Annotated in this window: 15 protein-coding genes and 1 riboswitch; of the genes, 2 read left to right on the forward strand and 13 right to left on the reverse strand. The window is 40.7% G+C overall.

The window, feature by feature from the left end; all coding sequences use genetic code 11:
• Positions 1–13 precede the first annotated feature (13 nt).
• From M2353_RS10755 to M2353_RS10770, 4 genes are read right to left on the reverse strand one after another with little or no spacing between them, the layout of a single operon-like run.
• Positions 14–778: a LysM peptidoglycan-binding domain-containing protein gene (locus M2353_RS10755; protein ID WP_284725397.1), complete on the reverse strand. Its 765-nt coding sequence runs from the start codon at positions 776–778 to the stop codon at positions 14–16.
• Positions 723–1,364: a CPBP family intramembrane glutamic endopeptidase gene (locus M2353_RS10760; protein WP_008344498.1), complete on the reverse strand. Its 642-nt coding sequence runs from the start codon at positions 1,362–1,364 to the stop codon at positions 723–725. The genes M2353_RS10755 and M2353_RS10760 overlap by 56 nt, the downstream gene beginning before the upstream one ends.
• Positions 1,361–2,869, reverse strand: a complete 1,509-nt coding sequence (locus M2353_RS10765) for a RecQ family ATP-dependent DNA helicase (RefSeq protein WP_058336694.1) — start codon at positions 2,867–2,869, stop codon at positions 1,361–1,363. Before M2353_RS10765 ends, M2353_RS10760 begins: the two co-directional genes overlap by 4 nt.
• Entirely contained in the window at positions 2,862–3,914 is a 1,053-nt protein-coding gene (locus M2353_RS10770) for a YpbB family protein (protein WP_284725398.1), read from the reverse strand. The genes M2353_RS10765 and M2353_RS10770 overlap by 8 nt, the downstream gene beginning before the upstream one ends.
• Before the next feature lie 268 nt (positions 3,915–4,182).
• Here M2353_RS10770 and M2353_RS10775 point away from each other — a divergent pair, with 268 nt between their 5' ends.
• Positions 4,183–4,431: a ferredoxin gene (locus tag M2353_RS10775; protein ID WP_008344492.1), complete on the forward strand. Its 249-nt coding sequence runs from the start codon at positions 4,183–4,185 to the stop codon at positions 4,429–4,431.
• Positions 4,432–4,465: 34 nt separating this feature from the next.
• Here the strand turns inward: M2353_RS10775 and fmnP are convergent, their stop codons facing one another.
• The gene (fmnP, locus tag M2353_RS10780) at positions 4,466–5,047 is read right to left on the reverse strand and encodes a riboflavin transporter FmnP (RefSeq protein ID WP_008344490.1); all 582 of its coding nucleotides are present in this window, start codon (positions 5,045–5,047) and stop codon (positions 4,466–4,468) included.
• A gap of 149 nt (positions 5,048–5,196) precedes the next feature.
• A riboswitch (FMN riboswitch) is annotated at positions 5,197–5,329 on the reverse strand.
• A gap of 287 nt (positions 5,330–5,616) precedes the next feature.
• Between fmnP and serA the strand changes: the two genes are divergently transcribed.
• Positions 5,617–7,191, forward strand: a complete 1,575-nt coding sequence (serA, locus tag M2353_RS10785) for a phosphoglycerate dehydrogenase (protein ID WP_017359773.1) — start codon at positions 5,617–5,619, stop codon at positions 7,189–7,191.
• Between the two features lie 32 nt (positions 7,192–7,223).
• Here serA and M2353_RS10790 read toward each other — a convergent pair whose 3' ends face one another.
• From M2353_RS10790 to resA, 8 genes are all read right to left on the reverse strand, one after another.
• Positions 7,224–7,871 carry a M23 family metallopeptidase gene (locus M2353_RS10790; RefSeq protein ID WP_039165787.1) on the reverse strand — a complete coding sequence of 216 codons (648 nt, stop codon included), beginning with the start codon at positions 7,869–7,871 and terminating at the stop codon, positions 7,224–7,226.
• Positions 7,872–7,971: 100 nt separating this feature from the next.
• Positions 7,972–9,078: a sigma X negative regulator gene (locus M2353_RS10795; protein WP_284725399.1), complete on the reverse strand. Its 1,107-nt coding sequence runs from the start codon at positions 9,076–9,078 to the stop codon at positions 7,972–7,974.
• A complete protein-coding gene (gene sigX, locus M2353_RS10800; protein WP_007501006.1) occupies positions 9,038–9,598 on the reverse strand; it encodes an RNA polymerase sigma factor SigX in 561 nt (186 codons plus the stop codon). Before sigX ends, M2353_RS10795 begins: the two co-directional genes overlap by 41 nt.
• Before the next feature lie 202 nt (positions 9,599–9,800).
• Positions 9,801–11,582 (reverse strand): ATP-binding protein, encoded by a 1,782-nt coding sequence (locus M2353_RS10805; protein ID WP_072367783.1) that lies wholly within the window; start codon positions 11,580–11,582, stop codon positions 9,801–9,803.
• Complete coding sequence (locus M2353_RS10810) at positions 11,579–12,301, reverse strand: response regulator transcription factor (RefSeq protein WP_003215596.1); 723 nt, start codon at positions 12,299–12,301, stop codon at positions 11,579–11,581. The genes M2353_RS10805 and M2353_RS10810 overlap by 4 nt, the downstream gene beginning before the upstream one ends.
• Before the next feature lie 86 nt (positions 12,302–12,387).
• On the reverse strand, positions 12,388–13,566 hold the full coding sequence (ccsB, locus tag M2353_RS10815) for a c-type cytochrome biogenesis protein CcsB (protein WP_017359778.1): 1,179 nt from the start codon (positions 13,564–13,566) through the stop codon (positions 12,388–12,390).
• Positions 13,550–15,229 (reverse strand): cytochrome c biogenesis protein ResB, encoded by a 1,680-nt coding sequence (gene resB / locus M2353_RS10820; RefSeq protein WP_284725400.1) that lies wholly within the window; start codon positions 15,227–15,229, stop codon positions 13,550–13,552. Before resB ends, ccsB begins: the two co-directional genes overlap by 17 nt.
• 1 nt (position 15,230) lies before the next feature.
• Positions 15,231–15,761, reverse strand: coding sequence for a thiol-disulfide oxidoreductase ResA (gene resA / locus M2353_RS10825; protein ID WP_017359780.1), 531 nt, complete (start codon positions 15,759–15,761; stop codon positions 15,231–15,233).
• Positions 15,762–15,829: the final 68 nt, after the last annotated feature.

A 15,829-nucleotide genomic window follows, 5' to 3' on the forward strand; every position in this document is an offset into this window, starting at 1 on the left:
TTCATGTCAAATATTAATTTTCTAATGGGATATTCAATACTTGTCCGCTGTACACGCTATTTCCTTTTAAATGATTGTAAGATCGAATTTTCTCTTCCCCTGATCGGTTTTGATAATACTTCATGGAAATTCGATACAAGTTTTCCTCTGGTCCAACAGTATGCTGCACGACACGAACAGGCTTTTCTTCCTGCTTCTTCTTCTCTTCTGCTTCTTTTCGCTTTTTTTCTTCCTGCTGTTTTTGAAGAGCGAGCTGCTGCTGCTCACGCTTTTTTGCAGCTTCGGCCTTTTCACGCTCAGCCTTCTCTTTAGCGGCTTGTTCTTTTTTCTTTTGCTCTGCTTTTTCTTTTGAACGCTGCTTTTCTTTATCAGCATCTTTCTTTTTCTTCTCATCATCAGACGCATCCGCTTTGTCAGCGCTTGAATCATTTTTTGTGTCAACAAGTGCTGACGGGACTGGATCTGTGTCAGCACTCGATGTTTTATCAATATAAACACCTTGATTGTTGTTATCGTTAATTTCCTTTGATGTGTAATAAATCAACAGGAAGAAAACCGTGACGACAATAATAGGAAAGATAATAGCCAGTGTCGTAAACAATGGATTACGCACCTTTTTGGTTCGCTGCTTTTTATATTCATGAAAATCTTCTCGTGTAGGAAAGTGAGAGTCATCTGAAGGATGCACTTTTTCTTCTTCAAGATTTTTCTCTACATCATCATCATGGATGTTTGTCAGCTGCTGCTTTTTTCTCTTCATTCTCGACATTTCTTCCATGTTCATCCCTCCCCCAATATTTAAAACGAATTTGACATGCAAAGACTAGGTCAATGACAAAGTGTGTCATGACAGGAACGAATAAATTCCCTGTCCACTCGTATAAAAGTCCTAAAAAAATACTAATAGAAACCACAAGGATAAACAAGAGTATTTTTGACAAGTAGCGAAAGTGAAGAAGTGCAAACACAATGCTTGCAATCTCCAGTCCAAATTGCTGCTGAACGATCCCGCGAAATAAAATTTCTTCTGAAAAGGCAATGAGCAGCGTTAACCAAACAATATGCGGGATGCTGCGGTTTTTGAACATTTTTTCATTTAATCCGCCATCATCATACATATGAGCCGGAAACACCTTCATGACAATAGCGTCGACAATAATTACAAGCAAAGCGCCGCCAATTCCGTAAGTCAGGATACGCATATCTCGGATCTGCCATAGGGCTGTAAAATCAGTCCAATGATCAAACATAAACATCCCTAGTAAAAAAGAGACAATCAGCATGAGCAGCTGTGTGAAATACAACTGTTCTACTACTTGTCGATCGGTTAATTTTTCAATAATACGGCGATGTTGTTCAATCAATGCTGCGCCTCTTTTGTCAGGTGAAACAGACGATCCAGCTCGGTCTTCCAGTGTTTCATTTCATTCAGCTCCAATGGTTGATCTTTTTTTTCGTAATCAGACAGGTCAAGTCCGCATGAAGAGCAACAGTTCCCAAAGGAAGCGTCCTCCGTTAGATCAAGCTGCTCATCAAAGTATGATAACAGAGATTGCCTAAAGCAGCGATGGCCAGTGATATGCTCTTTAAACTGCCACACTTTTTTTAGCTTTTCTGTTTGTCTATCCTGCAGCTTTTCTTTCAGCTTCTTCATGAGTAAACGGGGCTGTTCAGTTTGGTACATCGTGTAATAATGCGAGAGCATTCGCGCGCGCGTCTCCTGAAGCCCTGCTTCCATCAATTGTTCACGTAATTTCTTTTCATCATTTATCGGCATATGTGATACTCGAGCTAAGAAAAAATCAATTTCTGGATCATCAAAACCTTCTGCTTGAATCAAATGACTTTGAATATCCGCATCCTCTTCTGTATATAAAAGAACGCTCACACTATTTTTCCCGTCCCGTCCAGCTCTTCCAATTTCCTGCATAAATGCTTCAATTGACTGAGGCGGACTCATATGAATCACAAAGCGTATATTTGCTTTATCAATTCCCATTCCAAAAGCACTTGTACAGCAAATGAGATCAATTTGACCACTGATAAATTGCTGCTGGATCAGCATGCGGTCTCCTGACTCCATTCCACCATGATAAAACTCTACACGTTGATGCGTTTTTTGTTTCACCAAACGTGAAATATCTTCTGTCATTTGCCGGGTCGGACAATAAATCAGCCCAGGCCCTTGAAGGGTTTCCACAAGCTCAAGTGCTCGTTTCTCTTTTGCTTCTTTCGTTTCATGTGCCTCTTTTAATAGTGCAATATTCGGCCGGTTGACTGAATGAATATGAACATCTGGATGCTCTAGCCGCAACGTTTGCACAGTATCTTTTAAGGTTTGTTTCGTTGCAGTTGCCGTTAGTGCTAAGGCGACAGGATTGCCAAGCGCTTCTCTCCATTCCCCAAGCTTGGAGTATTCCGGGCGGAAATCATGTCCCCATTCCGATATACAGTGAGCTTCATCTACAACGAATAACCCCACATGCATCGCTTTGAGCTGCTCTAACAATACCTCTGACATAAGCGCCTCAGGTGCGACAAATAAAAATTTATATGATGGCAAATGCCGAATAATATGTCTTCTTTCTTGAAAAGACAGTGTACTGTTAAGCGCAGCCACTCGCTTTTCACCGCGCATTTTCATGCGTTCCACTTGATCTTCCATGAGTGATAAAAGAGGTGAAATGATCAGCACTAACCCATCTGTCAAATAGCCCGGAATTTGATAACAAAGTGACTTCCCGCCACCAGTAGGAAGCATGGCAACCGTATCTTTTTGTTGAAGTACACTTCGAATAATGTCCTCCTGACCTGTTTTGAAGGCATCATAACCAAAGTATCGCATCAGCGTCTGATGAAGCTTATCCACTTGCTTTCACCATCCTTGTCAATGCCAATCGTATTTGAAAATAAGTAAATGAATGCTCGAGACTTTCTTTGATCAGCTTCATCTTGTTGGTTTGGAGCTGACCGGCTACCTCATGTATCGCCTTTTGAGCTTCACTGCTGACATATGGTTCGATCGAGAAACTCGGCTCATGTATCGAGAGCTCCACAATATGATCTTCAATTGTCGCTTTTTTTAATGAACGAATATGAGCAATTTGATCAATACTGAACCCTTTTTGTACAAGCTCAAGCGTTTTATGGGTAGAGGTGGTCAGCACACGTTTGAATTGAAGATCATCTATCATTCGCTGGATGATCGGTGCCTCACCTTTTTGCGCACATTGAATAAAATAATGGAGCACATTCCAAAAAAGCAAGTAAACATACCATACATCTTCTTTCATCCATTCCGCCATTTGCTGGTACGTCCGTCCGATTCTTTCATTGGAAGTCAATGAATAAACAAAAAGCAGTGCCTCTTGATCAGTTAAATGAGCAAGAAGTGTTTCAAGCTCATGATGGATATCTTCAGAAAGCTTTGTCTTCTGGTGATATTGCGAGAAGAAGGATTTCGTCCAGTTTTGAACCGATATATCTCTTTGAATCGGCACATAGTGTTGTGATCGCGCTGCATGATGCGAAAGGACCTGCACAAGTAAAGACAGCCTCATCCATAACACCTTTGCTTTATCATGATACTTGGCACCATTAAAATAAACTGGCATCGGTTTTTCAGTGAAACACTGACTGAGCATACTTATTCCTGCATCTGTGGCAATGAATGTATCCCCTGTCTTTCTGATTAAGTGCTGCTCTTTTAGCCTTTGTACAGAGCGGTTCAGCTGATCCCTCGTAAAAGCTGGGTAGCAGCCGAAGTAGCTAGAAAGCTGAAACAAACTTGCATCCTGTATCGTTTGTGATGATTTTTTCCCTTTAAAAAGATGGTAGACAGCACTAATGGAGCGTTCGCCGTTCAATTTATGTACGCTGTCCATCAACATGACATCCAAGTAATGAATCGTCATTGACCAAAGCACCTGTCTTCCTGACAAAATTCGAATATTTTCTCCCTTTATTTTAACAGATTTCATTGAAGAAGAAATGTTTAAACTCAATTAATGGTGGAAAGTTATGAACAAACCCTTATGTGATAAGCATTCTCAATCACTTTACAGTTGAAATGTGAATTTAAAATCATTACAATAAGGTTTGAGGAAATTGGTTTTTTATCGGTGAAACTAAAAAGGTTAAACCATTTGTTCCATCGAACAATCTGGGAGGTATTTTTTTAACATGGCAAAATATACAATTGTAGACAAAGACACATGTATTGCTTGCGGCGCATGCGGTGCAGCTGCTCCAGACATTTATGATTATGATGATGAAGGCATTGCATTTGTCACGCTTGATGACAATCAGGGGACTGTAGAAGTTCCAGAAGTACTTGAAGAAGATATGCTTGATGCATTTGAAGGTTGCCCAACTGACTCAATTAAAGTTGCGGACGAAACTTTCGATGGTGATCCACTTAAGCATGAATAGGATAAAAGCCCCTTTAAAAGGGGCTTTTTTTATATTAACTATTTTGAAGTCGGCGTTTATTTTCAAACCATGGACGCATTTTGACAAAAATGAAACTAAAGACGATGGTGATGATGATTCCTTTAATCAGGTTAAAAGGCAAGATCCCTGCTGTAATGGTTGCCTTTAGCACATGATCTGACAGGACGGGTGCATTCAAAAACCATGTATAAGCAGGAAGGAACAAGAAATAGTTTAAGATGCTCATCATGACTGTCATGAGTAATGTTCCGAGAATCATGGACCACGCTAACCCTCTTGCTGATTTAATCTTTTTAAAAATAAAAGCCACCGGTAAGATGAATAGTACACCTGCTGTAAAATTCGCTACTTGATCCACAGGAACACCGGACATGCTACCATGAATGAGGTAGTGCAGTAGATTCTTTAAAGCTTCAACAGCAATCCCAGCACCTGGCCCATAAATTAAAATCGCAATAATCGCAGGAATATCACTAAAATCAATTTTTAAATACCCAGGAAGCCCAGGGAAAGGGAAATTCAATAACATTAATACAAATGCGATACTGCTAAGCATGCTGATGACAACTAAACGTTTTACTTTACTTTGATTCAATATTCTCTCTCCTTTTCGATCAAATCTTTCGAAAAGAGGATTGTTCAATTTTAGCCACAAAAAAACCGCTCTGAATACATACACAGGAGCGGGAAATTTAGGCTACACAAATAAACGTATAAACAGACATGTTTTCAACGTTTACGAACCTCCATCTTCTCCCATCCAGACTATACTGTCGGCTTCGGAATCACACCGAATCCTGCCAAAAAAGGCTCGCGGGCTTAGAGACTATGCCTCATCACCGCCGGTAGGGAATTACACCCTGCCCCGAAGATTGATCATTATTCAATTCGACATCATTATATATGATATATGAGCATTTGTACAGATAAAAATCCTGAGCAAATTCATCAGTTTTAAGAAATCGTAAAAAACCTAAAATTTATAATGACAAATGCGTAAAAATTGGTTATCTTTTGTTTAAAGGTGTCCATTCTCGATCAAGACACTAAAAAATGTTCGTGTTTTCTTTTTCGCTTTACTGCTTTAATTTGATTGACACAGTGAAAAGGAATATGGTAAATTATCAGATATTTATGACGTTTATTTTAGGAGGAAATCTTACGATGTTTCGAGTATTAGTCTCAGATAAGATGAGCAATGATGGTCTTTTACCACTATTAGAATCAGATTTTGTTGAAATTGTTCAAAAAAATGTAACAGAAGCAGAAGATGAATTACACACGTTTGATGCCTTACTTGTCAGAAGTGCCACAAAAGTGACAAAAGAACTTTATGAAAAAATGACTTCATTAAAAATTGTTGGCCGTGCCGGTGTGGGAGTCGACAACATTGACATTGATGAAGCGACAAAACACGGTGTGATTGTCATCAATGCACCAAATGGGAATACGATTTCAACGGCAGAGCATACGTTTGCGATGATCTCATCTCTCATGCGTCATATTCCTCAAGCGAATATTTCTGTGAAATCAAAAGAATGGAACAGAGGCGCATATGTCGGTGCTGAGCTTTACGGAAAATCTCTTGGGATTGTTGGCTTAGGCAGAATTGGAAGTGAAATCGCCCAGCGTGCAAGAGCATTTGGCATGACGGTCAACGTATTTGACCCTTTCCTCACAAAAGAACGTGCCGAAAAAATTGGTGTCAATGCAAAATCACTTGATGAAGTGCTTGAAGTATCAGATATTATTACGGTACATACACCTTTAACAAAAGAAACTAGAGGACTTCTCAATAAAGAAACAATCGCAAAAACGAAAAAAGGTGTTCGTCTAGTGAACTGTGCACGCGGCGGCATCATTGACGAACGAGACCTTCTTGAAGCACTTGAAAATGGTCATGTCGCAGGGGCGGCACTCGATGTATTTGAAGTAGAACCACCTACTGAGAATCCACTTGTGGATCATCCAAACGTCATTGCCACTCCGCATCTTGGTGCATCTACAAAAGAAGCACAATTAAATGTCGCGGCACAAGTCTCTGAAGAAGTTCTTCAATTTGCAAAAGGACTCCCGGTCATGTCATCTATTAATCTACCAGCGATGACAAAAGACGAGTTCAAAAAAATCCAGCCTTATCATCAATTTGCAGGAAAACTTGGACGTCTTGTTTCTCAATCGATGAGAGAACCTGTAAAAGAAGTCAGCATTTCATATGAAGGATCTATCGCAAAACTCGAAACATCATTTATTACAAAAAGTCTGCTTTCTGGCTTTTTGAAAGAGCGTGTCGATTCGACTGTAAATGAAGTCAATGCAGGTATGGTCGCAAAAGAACGCGGCATTAGCTTTAGCGAGAAAATTTCTTCAAGCGAATCTGGTTATGAGAACAGCATTTCCATTGAAGTCAAAGGTGACCTTTCCACCTTTACATTAAAAGCAACGTATATCCCGCATCTAGGTGAACGTGTCGTTTCTATTAATGGTTTCAATATTGACTTTTACCCAGATGGGCACCTTGTCTATATTCAGCATACTGACGCACCTGGTGTGATCGGTCAAGTTGGAAAGATTTTAGGCGACCACGATGTGAACATTGCGACAATGCAAGTAGGCCGTAAAGAAAAAGGCGGCGAAGCCATCATGATGCTTTCTTTTGACAAGCACCTTGAAGATGAAATTGTCCAAACGTTAACTGAAGTAAGCGATATTCTTTCTGTGCGTCTGATTGACCTATAAAAAATGGTAAACCTCATGCAAAAGCATGAGGTTTATTTTGTTGAAACGATTAAACGTTCACCTGTACGTATGAGATGCGTTGTCAGTGCATTGATTTTCTTCAATTGATCAACGGTCATTTGATGTGCTTTAGCAATGGACCAGAGCGTGTCCCCTTGTTGTATGACATATGTATGTTTCTCATATCCATCTACATGAAGGGCTGGCTCTTGGAAACGATCTCTTGCAATGATTGTGAGCGGATCTACTGCATCTTCTTTACTGACTGACCAATTACCCCTGTGCACCTCAAAATGCAAATGAGTGCCCCTAGAAGCGCCTGTGTTGCCTATGATGCCGATCGGCTGTCCTGTTTGTACATGGTCACCATTCTTCACAAAACGCGCATTTAAATGCGCATAGACGGTTTCATATCCATTTGGATGCCGAATAAATACAACTTCACCATATGTAGCAGATACATAGGAACGAGTGACCACACCTTCGCTAGCAGCCAAAATGGATTCTCCTTCCGGTGCAGCAATGTCTAACCCCTTATGCGAACCACCTCTTGTCCCAAACAAATCAGTGACTTCACCTCTGATTGGTTCCACCCACTCGGTTGTTTTCTCTGCACGGGCAAACGGTGATAAGGTCAAGAACAAGAAACAGCTAGCACATATGTAGCAATACCTTTTCATCAGTGACTTCCCTTCTTTGAAGTTCTTTTCATGACAGCATAGTATACCTCAAGGAAGCCCTTTTCTATACATGAAAAAAGAACGCAATAAGTTGCGTCCTTTAGCGTTCTTTGATAACAACTGGGTTTGGCAGTGCCGGTACCTCTAGCGGTTCTTTTAATTCATATGGGCCTACTTGATCTGTTCCTGCATTTTGTATCGTGACATCTGTAAAACCGAAATCTTTCGCTGTGAGCAGCAGTCCTTCAATAAGTAAAATATGATCAATTGAGTCCGTTAATTGTGCTGATGCTCCAAACGTGATGGTTGCATGTTTTCCTTTTGATGTCACCTTTTGAATAGGCTCTTCTTTAATGAGTGGATCGAGTCCTGCATCATTCGCCCGCTTCATCGCCTCTACCGCATCTTTATAAGAAGGATAATCATCTTTTGACGGCACCAAAAATGTCCCGCTCTTATTTTCTAAAACGTAGTAAGCGTGCTTTGTTTTTTTATTAATTGAAATGGTACCAAGACGGCCATTCGTCCCTAATTGAAGGTGCGAGCCATTGACAGACTTGACCTGTACTTGTTTATATTGGCTCCATTTTAACGTTTCTTTGACCATGTCTTTAAAACGATTGGCTTCTTTTAATGTATCAAGAGACAAATCATTTTTCAGCTGAAAAATCAACGTGTCCCCTTTTTCACTCACATCCATCATATCCATATAGGCTTGAAGAGGTTTTGTCATTTCAGGCAGCTCCAGTTTTTCATATGTATCAAGAAGCGCCTGCACATCATCATGCTTATTTTCTTTTTGAATACTGATTGGGACAACTTGAGAAGTCGATTCATCTATGTATGAAATCGTCATATACTTTTCTTTGTCAGATGCGTAAGCAACATGTGAAGGATCATTTGTGTTTTTTACTGCCTCTAATGTAGCATTCACCTGTCCTTTTTCAGCACTCGAGTCCATTTTCACTTTCTTTATATCTTGAGCAGCCGGCTGAAATAAATGAGGAGAAATCAAAAACGCCATAAATAAGACCACAACGGTTGCGACCGCTGGACCGATCCATCTGGCACTTTTCTTTTTCTTCCCGCTTGCCATCAGCATTTGCTGGTAAATCTGCTTAGATGAACGGTTGTCCTCCACCTTTGGAAGCTGACTGAGTAATACTTTAATTCGTTCTTCGCTCCAATTGGACCTGTTCGTTTTCATTCACTAGCTCCTCCTTCAAAAGCTCCATATGTTTTCGGAGCACTTTCAGGCCTCGGTGCTGCGTTGTTTTGACTTTGCTTTCCGAGAACTTTAGCGCCTTGGCCGTCTCCATGATTGAGTAGCCTTGGATAAACCTTAAAATGATGACGGCTCGTTGATCAATGGTACAATGATCAAGTGCGGCATAAATTTCTTTGATATTTTCATCCTGTACAGCCAATTCATCTGGGAGCAGGTCTGGATCTTTTACATCCTGTTTATCCCAATCAAACGTGCCGAGCACCCGTTGTCTGATGGTTTGCTGTTTGCGAAACCAGTCAATTGCCACATGCCTCGCAATTGAAAACAGCCATGTTTTCTCGCTGCTTCTTCCTTCAAAAGTTTTATATGAGTGAAGTACCCGAATGTAAACCTCCTGAACGAGATCCTCTGCCTGATTTTTATCTTTTACCATATAAAATAAAAATTGGTACAAATCTTGATGGTACGAATCATATATTTTTTGAAAGGTTTCATGCATAGGAAACCCCTCCGTTCACTTATTTTTGTCGAGTGACTCTCACAAAACGTTACATTACAACTTTATGACAAATATATTACAAGATCGACAATTTAGAAAGGGCTTTTAGTTTAACTTCTCCTTAAAAATATGAAAATAGAAAAAACACTTCATTTTCTTTCGAAAAGAAGTGTTTCTCATGTAACAAGATTCTTCGTCAAGATTAGACGAGTTCCTGCTTTTTTTTCGGAATATAGAAAGTGAAGTGAGTACCTGTTCCAGCTTTACTATGTGCATGAATGGAGCCTTGATGCGCTTCTACGATGTTCTTCACAATCGCAAGGCCCAGCCCCGTACCGGAACGTCCTCTTGTTCTTGCTTTATCTGCTTTATAGAACCGTTCAAAAATAAACGGGAGATCCTCTTCAGGAATACCGCTTCCCGAATCTTTCACATCCATTTTGAGCCCATTTTCCACCGATTGAACTGAGAAGTGAACTTCTCCGCCTTCTGGTGTATGACGAATGGCATTATCGATGAGATTTGTAAAAACCTGTTCTATTTTATCTGGATCAAATACAAAATACGGTTCTTCTACTTCAATTTCATACGTCAGGTTGATTTGTTTTTCTTTCGCAATTCCAAGGAATTTACGGTAGATTTTTTCAGTCAGCTCTTCTGTATCAGTTGATTCAAGATTCAGTGTAATATGACCAGCTTCCATACGTGCGAGATCGAGAAGATCATTCACAAGACGCCCCATTCGAAGTGATTCATCATAGATAATTTGGGCAATCTCTTTCTTTTCCTCTTCTGATCCGGCAATGTCATCGACAATCGCTTCACTATAGCCCTGAAGCATAGCAATAGGTGTACGGAGTTCATGACTGACATTTGCAATGAAGTCTTTTCTTAGCTTATCCAGTCTTCTCTCTTCTGTCATATCGCGAAGTACCGCTACCGCCCCTCTGACATCTTGCTGGTTATAAAGCGGAGACATGAGAAGAACCCAAGTACGCCCTTGCAGCGTGACTTCGATCATTTGCTCTTTTTCCGTACTGACGGCAGTATGAAACAATTCACGCGCTTCTGGCGGCAGTTCATCCCCATCTTTGATCTTCATATTTTGCTCGTAATACCAAGCCTGCAAGAATCTTTCTGCAGGAGGGTTTGTCATGAGGATCGTCCCATCAATATTGATCGTGATGACACCGTCTGCCATACTGCTGAGAATGTTGGACAAATGTTCTTTTTCTTGATTTAAAGCAGTTATATGAAATTTAAGCTGCTTACCCATTTGATTAAAGGCGATCGCCAGTTCCCCAATTTCATCTTGCGTTAAAATAGGAATCTTTGTATCAAATTTCCCTTTCGCCAAATCTTGTGCTCCCTCCCTCATCTTTCTAAGAGGATAGGTGACACGAGTGGATAAGAAGAAAGCGAAAATCGTGGTGAGCACAATCGCAATTCCGGCTGCGAGGAAGATATAACGCGTCGTATGTTTTGTCGTCTGCTCTACTGCGAGGAGGGATTGAGAAAGAAAGACCATCCCTTTCTTTCCGTTCGCCTCGTAAGGAACACCTACTACAATGCGCTCATCCTTCTGATTGCCTGTATCAGATTCAGCTCGTTTACTGATTTTTTTTCGTTCTGTCAGTGCCCTGTTCAAATCTTTGTCTGCTTCAATTTGTTCTTTTGTGATCGCAGGAAGCTTCCCGCCTTTTTCAGACGAATACCATTCTAGTCCATCCTCTTGAACAATCGCGATACTTGTCAATTTATCAGCTAGTTCTGATGTAATCGATCTTGCAAGCGATTGATCCTCATGGCTTTCTAAAATGACTGCTACTTTGTTGGCCATTTGTGTTAAATCAGACTTTGCTTCTTCCACATGGTAATTCTCAATGAACTCTAAAAGAAGCACAGTTAAAATCGATAAAACAATGAGCACGAGGAAAAGAATGGTTAACCATAGCTTTCCTACGACACTTTTCCACAGCTTCATTCAGCGCCGACCTCAAATTTGTACCCGACACCCCATACTGTCACGATTTTTTTCGCTGCTTCTGGTGACACTTTATTTAGTTTTTCGCGAAGCCTTTTGACGTGAGTATCCACTGTTCTCAGATCCCCAAAGAATTCATACTGCCACACTTCTTTGAGAAGCTTTTCCCTGTCATAGACCTTATCCGGCGTTTTTGCCAAGAAGTACAAAAGTTCGTATTCTTTCGGCGTGAGGCTGACTTCTTTTCCATCTGCTGTGACCCGGTGTGCATCATGATCAATAGATAGATGAGAAAACACGAGAACATCTTTTGTGGTTGTTCCAGTATTAAGGTATGACGTTTGAGACGATCTTCTTAGCAGTGCTTTCACACGAAGAACCACTTCACGCGGGCTGAAAGGTTTGACGATATAATCATCCGTTCCTGCCTCAAAGCCTTGCACACGGTTAGCTTCCTCACCTTTTGCTGTCAGCATAATAATTGGTGTGGCTTTTTTATCTCGGATTTGATTACACACTTCAATCCCATCTGTCCCAGGCATCATTAAATCAAGCAAAATGAGGTCATAATCGGTTTGAAGTCCTTTTTGAATGGCTTCATCCCCATTTTCCGCTTCATCAATTTCATAATTTTCCCGTTCTAAATACATTTTTAAAAGGCGACGAATTCTTGCCTCATCATCGACGACTAATATTTTCGTTTGAGTTGTGTGTTCCATTAGACAATCCTCCTGCTTTCTCCGTTGTTACATACATTTTAACAAAAAGCCGAATCGAATCATAAAAGTTGGCCTTTTTCATGCGATTACGCGTAAGAATGAAGCCCCGCAATCACTAGGTTGACAAAGATGAGGTTAAACATAATGATCGCAAATCCGATTACAGCAAGCCAAGCGGACTTTTCACCATGCCAGCCTCGTGATAACCGAAGGTGGAGATAGGCGGCGTAAAATAAAAATGTAATTAAAGCCCATACTTCCTTCGGGTCCCATCCCCAGAATCTCGTCCATGCAATTTGTGCCCAGATCATCGCAAAAATAAGACCGCCTAACGCAAATACAGGGAATCCTATGGAAACAGCCCTGTACCCAATTTCATCGACTAAATCGAGATTCACCTGTCTTACGAGCGGCTGAAGCAGCGCACTTAGTCGTTTGCGAATGATCAATCTTAGCAGTCCATAAATAATCAGCCCAACGCCAAATGACCACAGCACTGTATTCACCTTTCTACCTGAAAAAACAGGCGGCAGATCAACTACAGGCTCTAAACGATCTTTTGTGATAAGTTCTCCTTTATGAGGTCCTACTAAGGCAGGAAGCTCATAGACCATGACGCTCTCTTCTTTATTTTTATCTACCCAATTAAATTTCGCTTCATACCCTGTCATTCTAAAAATGGACGTGACTGCGATAAATGCAAGGGTGACCACAATCATAAACATGACCAGCTCTAAGCCAAAGGTTTTCTTCCCCGGTTTTGTTTGATCGACATGCTTCAAAAGAAAAATCACACCTGCCACAAAACTGATCGCCAAAATGGCTTGACCAAGCGCTGCTGTCGTGACGTGAATATATAGCCAATTACTTTGAAGCGAAGGAATCAACGGTGAAATATCCGATGGAAACATGCTTGCATAAGCAATGATTAATAAAGCGATTGGAAGTGTGAATAAACCTAGCACAGACACTTGATAGACAAAATATAAAATAATAAATGCGAGCACCAGCATCATGCCAAAGGCTGTGGTGAATTCAAACAGATTACTGACTGGTGCGTGACCAGACGCGATCCACCTTGAAATAAAATAGCCAAATTGACTCAAAAAACCGATGATGGTCAGCGTTATGCCGATAAGTGCCGCCTTGTTTTTGCGCGGACCCTCTTCTTTCTTTTTTCCTTTAATGGCCCCTCCAAAAAAAGGAACTGCCGCTAAATACAATAGAAAAGCTGCAAATAACAGGTTTTCACTGACTGCCGCCATCTAATCCTTCCCCCTTGCTTTTGCTGATACTTGTTGTATCAGGCAGTTCTTTTTGATCCACTGGCTGTTTGATGCCACTGCCGTGCAGTAACACCTTGAGATCAGACTTTAAGCCGAACCAGTTTTTGTTTGTATGTCCTGCCACAAATACTTTTCCATCCTTTGCCGACAGCCAGATTCTTCTATGCTGCCAGTACATCCCTTGTATGACCCCAATCATAAAGATCATTCCGCCAACAATGAGTACCCCAAGTGTTAAGTCTTTTCGAACCGTTAAACCTGTCACGTTTTTTGTTTCAACCCGGTCAAATTTCATTTTATAAAGATTGTTATCAGAACCCTCTACTGTCTCTTGAATCGCGACAAAACTTTTTTCACCTTTTGGTTTTTCAGGAGAGATCATTTCAAAGACGAACGCAGGATTATTCGGATTCCTCGTTTTCGTACTAGGTGTGCCATCTTCGTCAAAATAAAAATCAGGCAAATAACTCATCACCTTGACTTTGTAACCGCTACCAAGATCATATTCTGACTTAGGCTCCAGCAGATTAATCTTCACTGTTCCGAAAGATTTCTCAGTATCTTTTCGAATCAGCTGAAAGACCATTTGATCGAGTTCATTTTGTTTAAAATCCACTTGATATAATGAGAAATTGTCAAACTTAAGCGGTTCATTCACTTTAATATCGTGTTCTGTTACCTGCTTCAGCTTTGGCTTTTCACCAAAAACAACTTCCCCTTCACGTTTGTATAAAACGGCATCGGTTTTATAACTTTTGACGACTTGACCATCGCCAGCCTTTTCAATCGCATTTTCAAAGACTTCTTTTTCTTTTTCAGATTCATAGCGGTCAATTGAAAACGCATTATTCTTTAAGAAGTATTGGCCTCCCGTCCCTGGGATTGGTGCCGTTTCGCCTTCTCTTACCCATAATGTTTCATCCACGTACATTCCTGGGACAAACCGAAGCATGGATCCAATGAGAAATATAATTAATCCAATATGATTGACGTAAGGTCCCCAGCGGGAAAAGCGGCCTTTTTCAGCTAAAATATGTCCATCTTCTTCTCTTACGCGGTAACGCTTTTGTTTCATTTTACTAACGATGCCTTCATATGTATGTTGATCTAATGTTTGGTTTGTTTCGCTGAAAAGACGCTGCCTTCTCATAAAACCTTCTTTTTTGACAACCCCTTGATTTTTGAGTGCACGATAAAGTGGAATCACTCGATCAAGGCTGCAAATCACAAGGGAAATTCCGATAGATGCGACAAGGGCTAAAAACCACCAAGAATTATAAAGATCATGGAATCCAAGGATGTAATATAACTTGCCAAACGACCCATATTGCTCCTCATAATAAGTGGAAGCTGATGCACCTGGCGGAATAAACCGCTCCTGCGGAAAAATAGTTCCTAGCGAAGAAGCTAACAGTGTGATGACAATGAGCCACACACCCACTTTTACGGAAGAAAAAAAGTTCCATACTTTATCAACAATCGTTTTGTTGTATGTTTGCGAGCGTCTTGCACTGCCGTCATATCTCATATCAAGCAGTTTTGATGAATTTTTCTCTTTTACTGAAATGGGATTCCCGCATGATTCACATAGAACAGTACCGATTGGATTAATATGTCCACACTCGCACTTTACCTCTTTCATTCTATGACCCCTTTGGTTTAATCAAATTCATATATTCATAGACATTACGTTCTGTCATCGTCCCCTTTATGACTTTGATTACTTTGCCTTCAGGATTAATTAAAAATGTGGTTGGCAGCGGCGTAATATCATATGCCTCTGTCACTTGACGATCTTTGTCCATGGCAACAGGAAAATTCACGCCATAAGCATCCATAAAGTTCTTCACAGCAATATTGGATTCCCCCACATTCACGGCAACAATTTCGACACCGCGATCCTTGAACACTTCATACTGATTTGCCATATAAGGGAATTCCTGCTTACATGGACCGCACCATGTACCCCAAAAATTGAGAAAGACGCCTTTGCCTTTTAAGTCCTTTAATTCAATCCGTTCCCCATCTACCGATTGAAGGACAAAGTTCGGCGCAATAGATCCTTCTTTGATTTGATCCTGTTTGGCAAATACTGAGTTATACATCGTATAACACAGTGCAGCAAGCATCACGAGGAGAATGCCCGTCCGTATGAAAAATCGTCTTTTCTTCATCTGAAGTACCCCTTCCCCATAGACATTCAGGTAAATTATAGCATTCTCCTTCTTTTGATGCTTCTTCA

Origin of the sequence: Bacillus aerius (assembly GCF_029894105.1) — a bacterium.
Taxonomy (GTDB): domain Bacteria; phylum Bacillota; class Bacilli; order Bacillales; family Bacillaceae; genus Bacillus; species Bacillus altitudinis.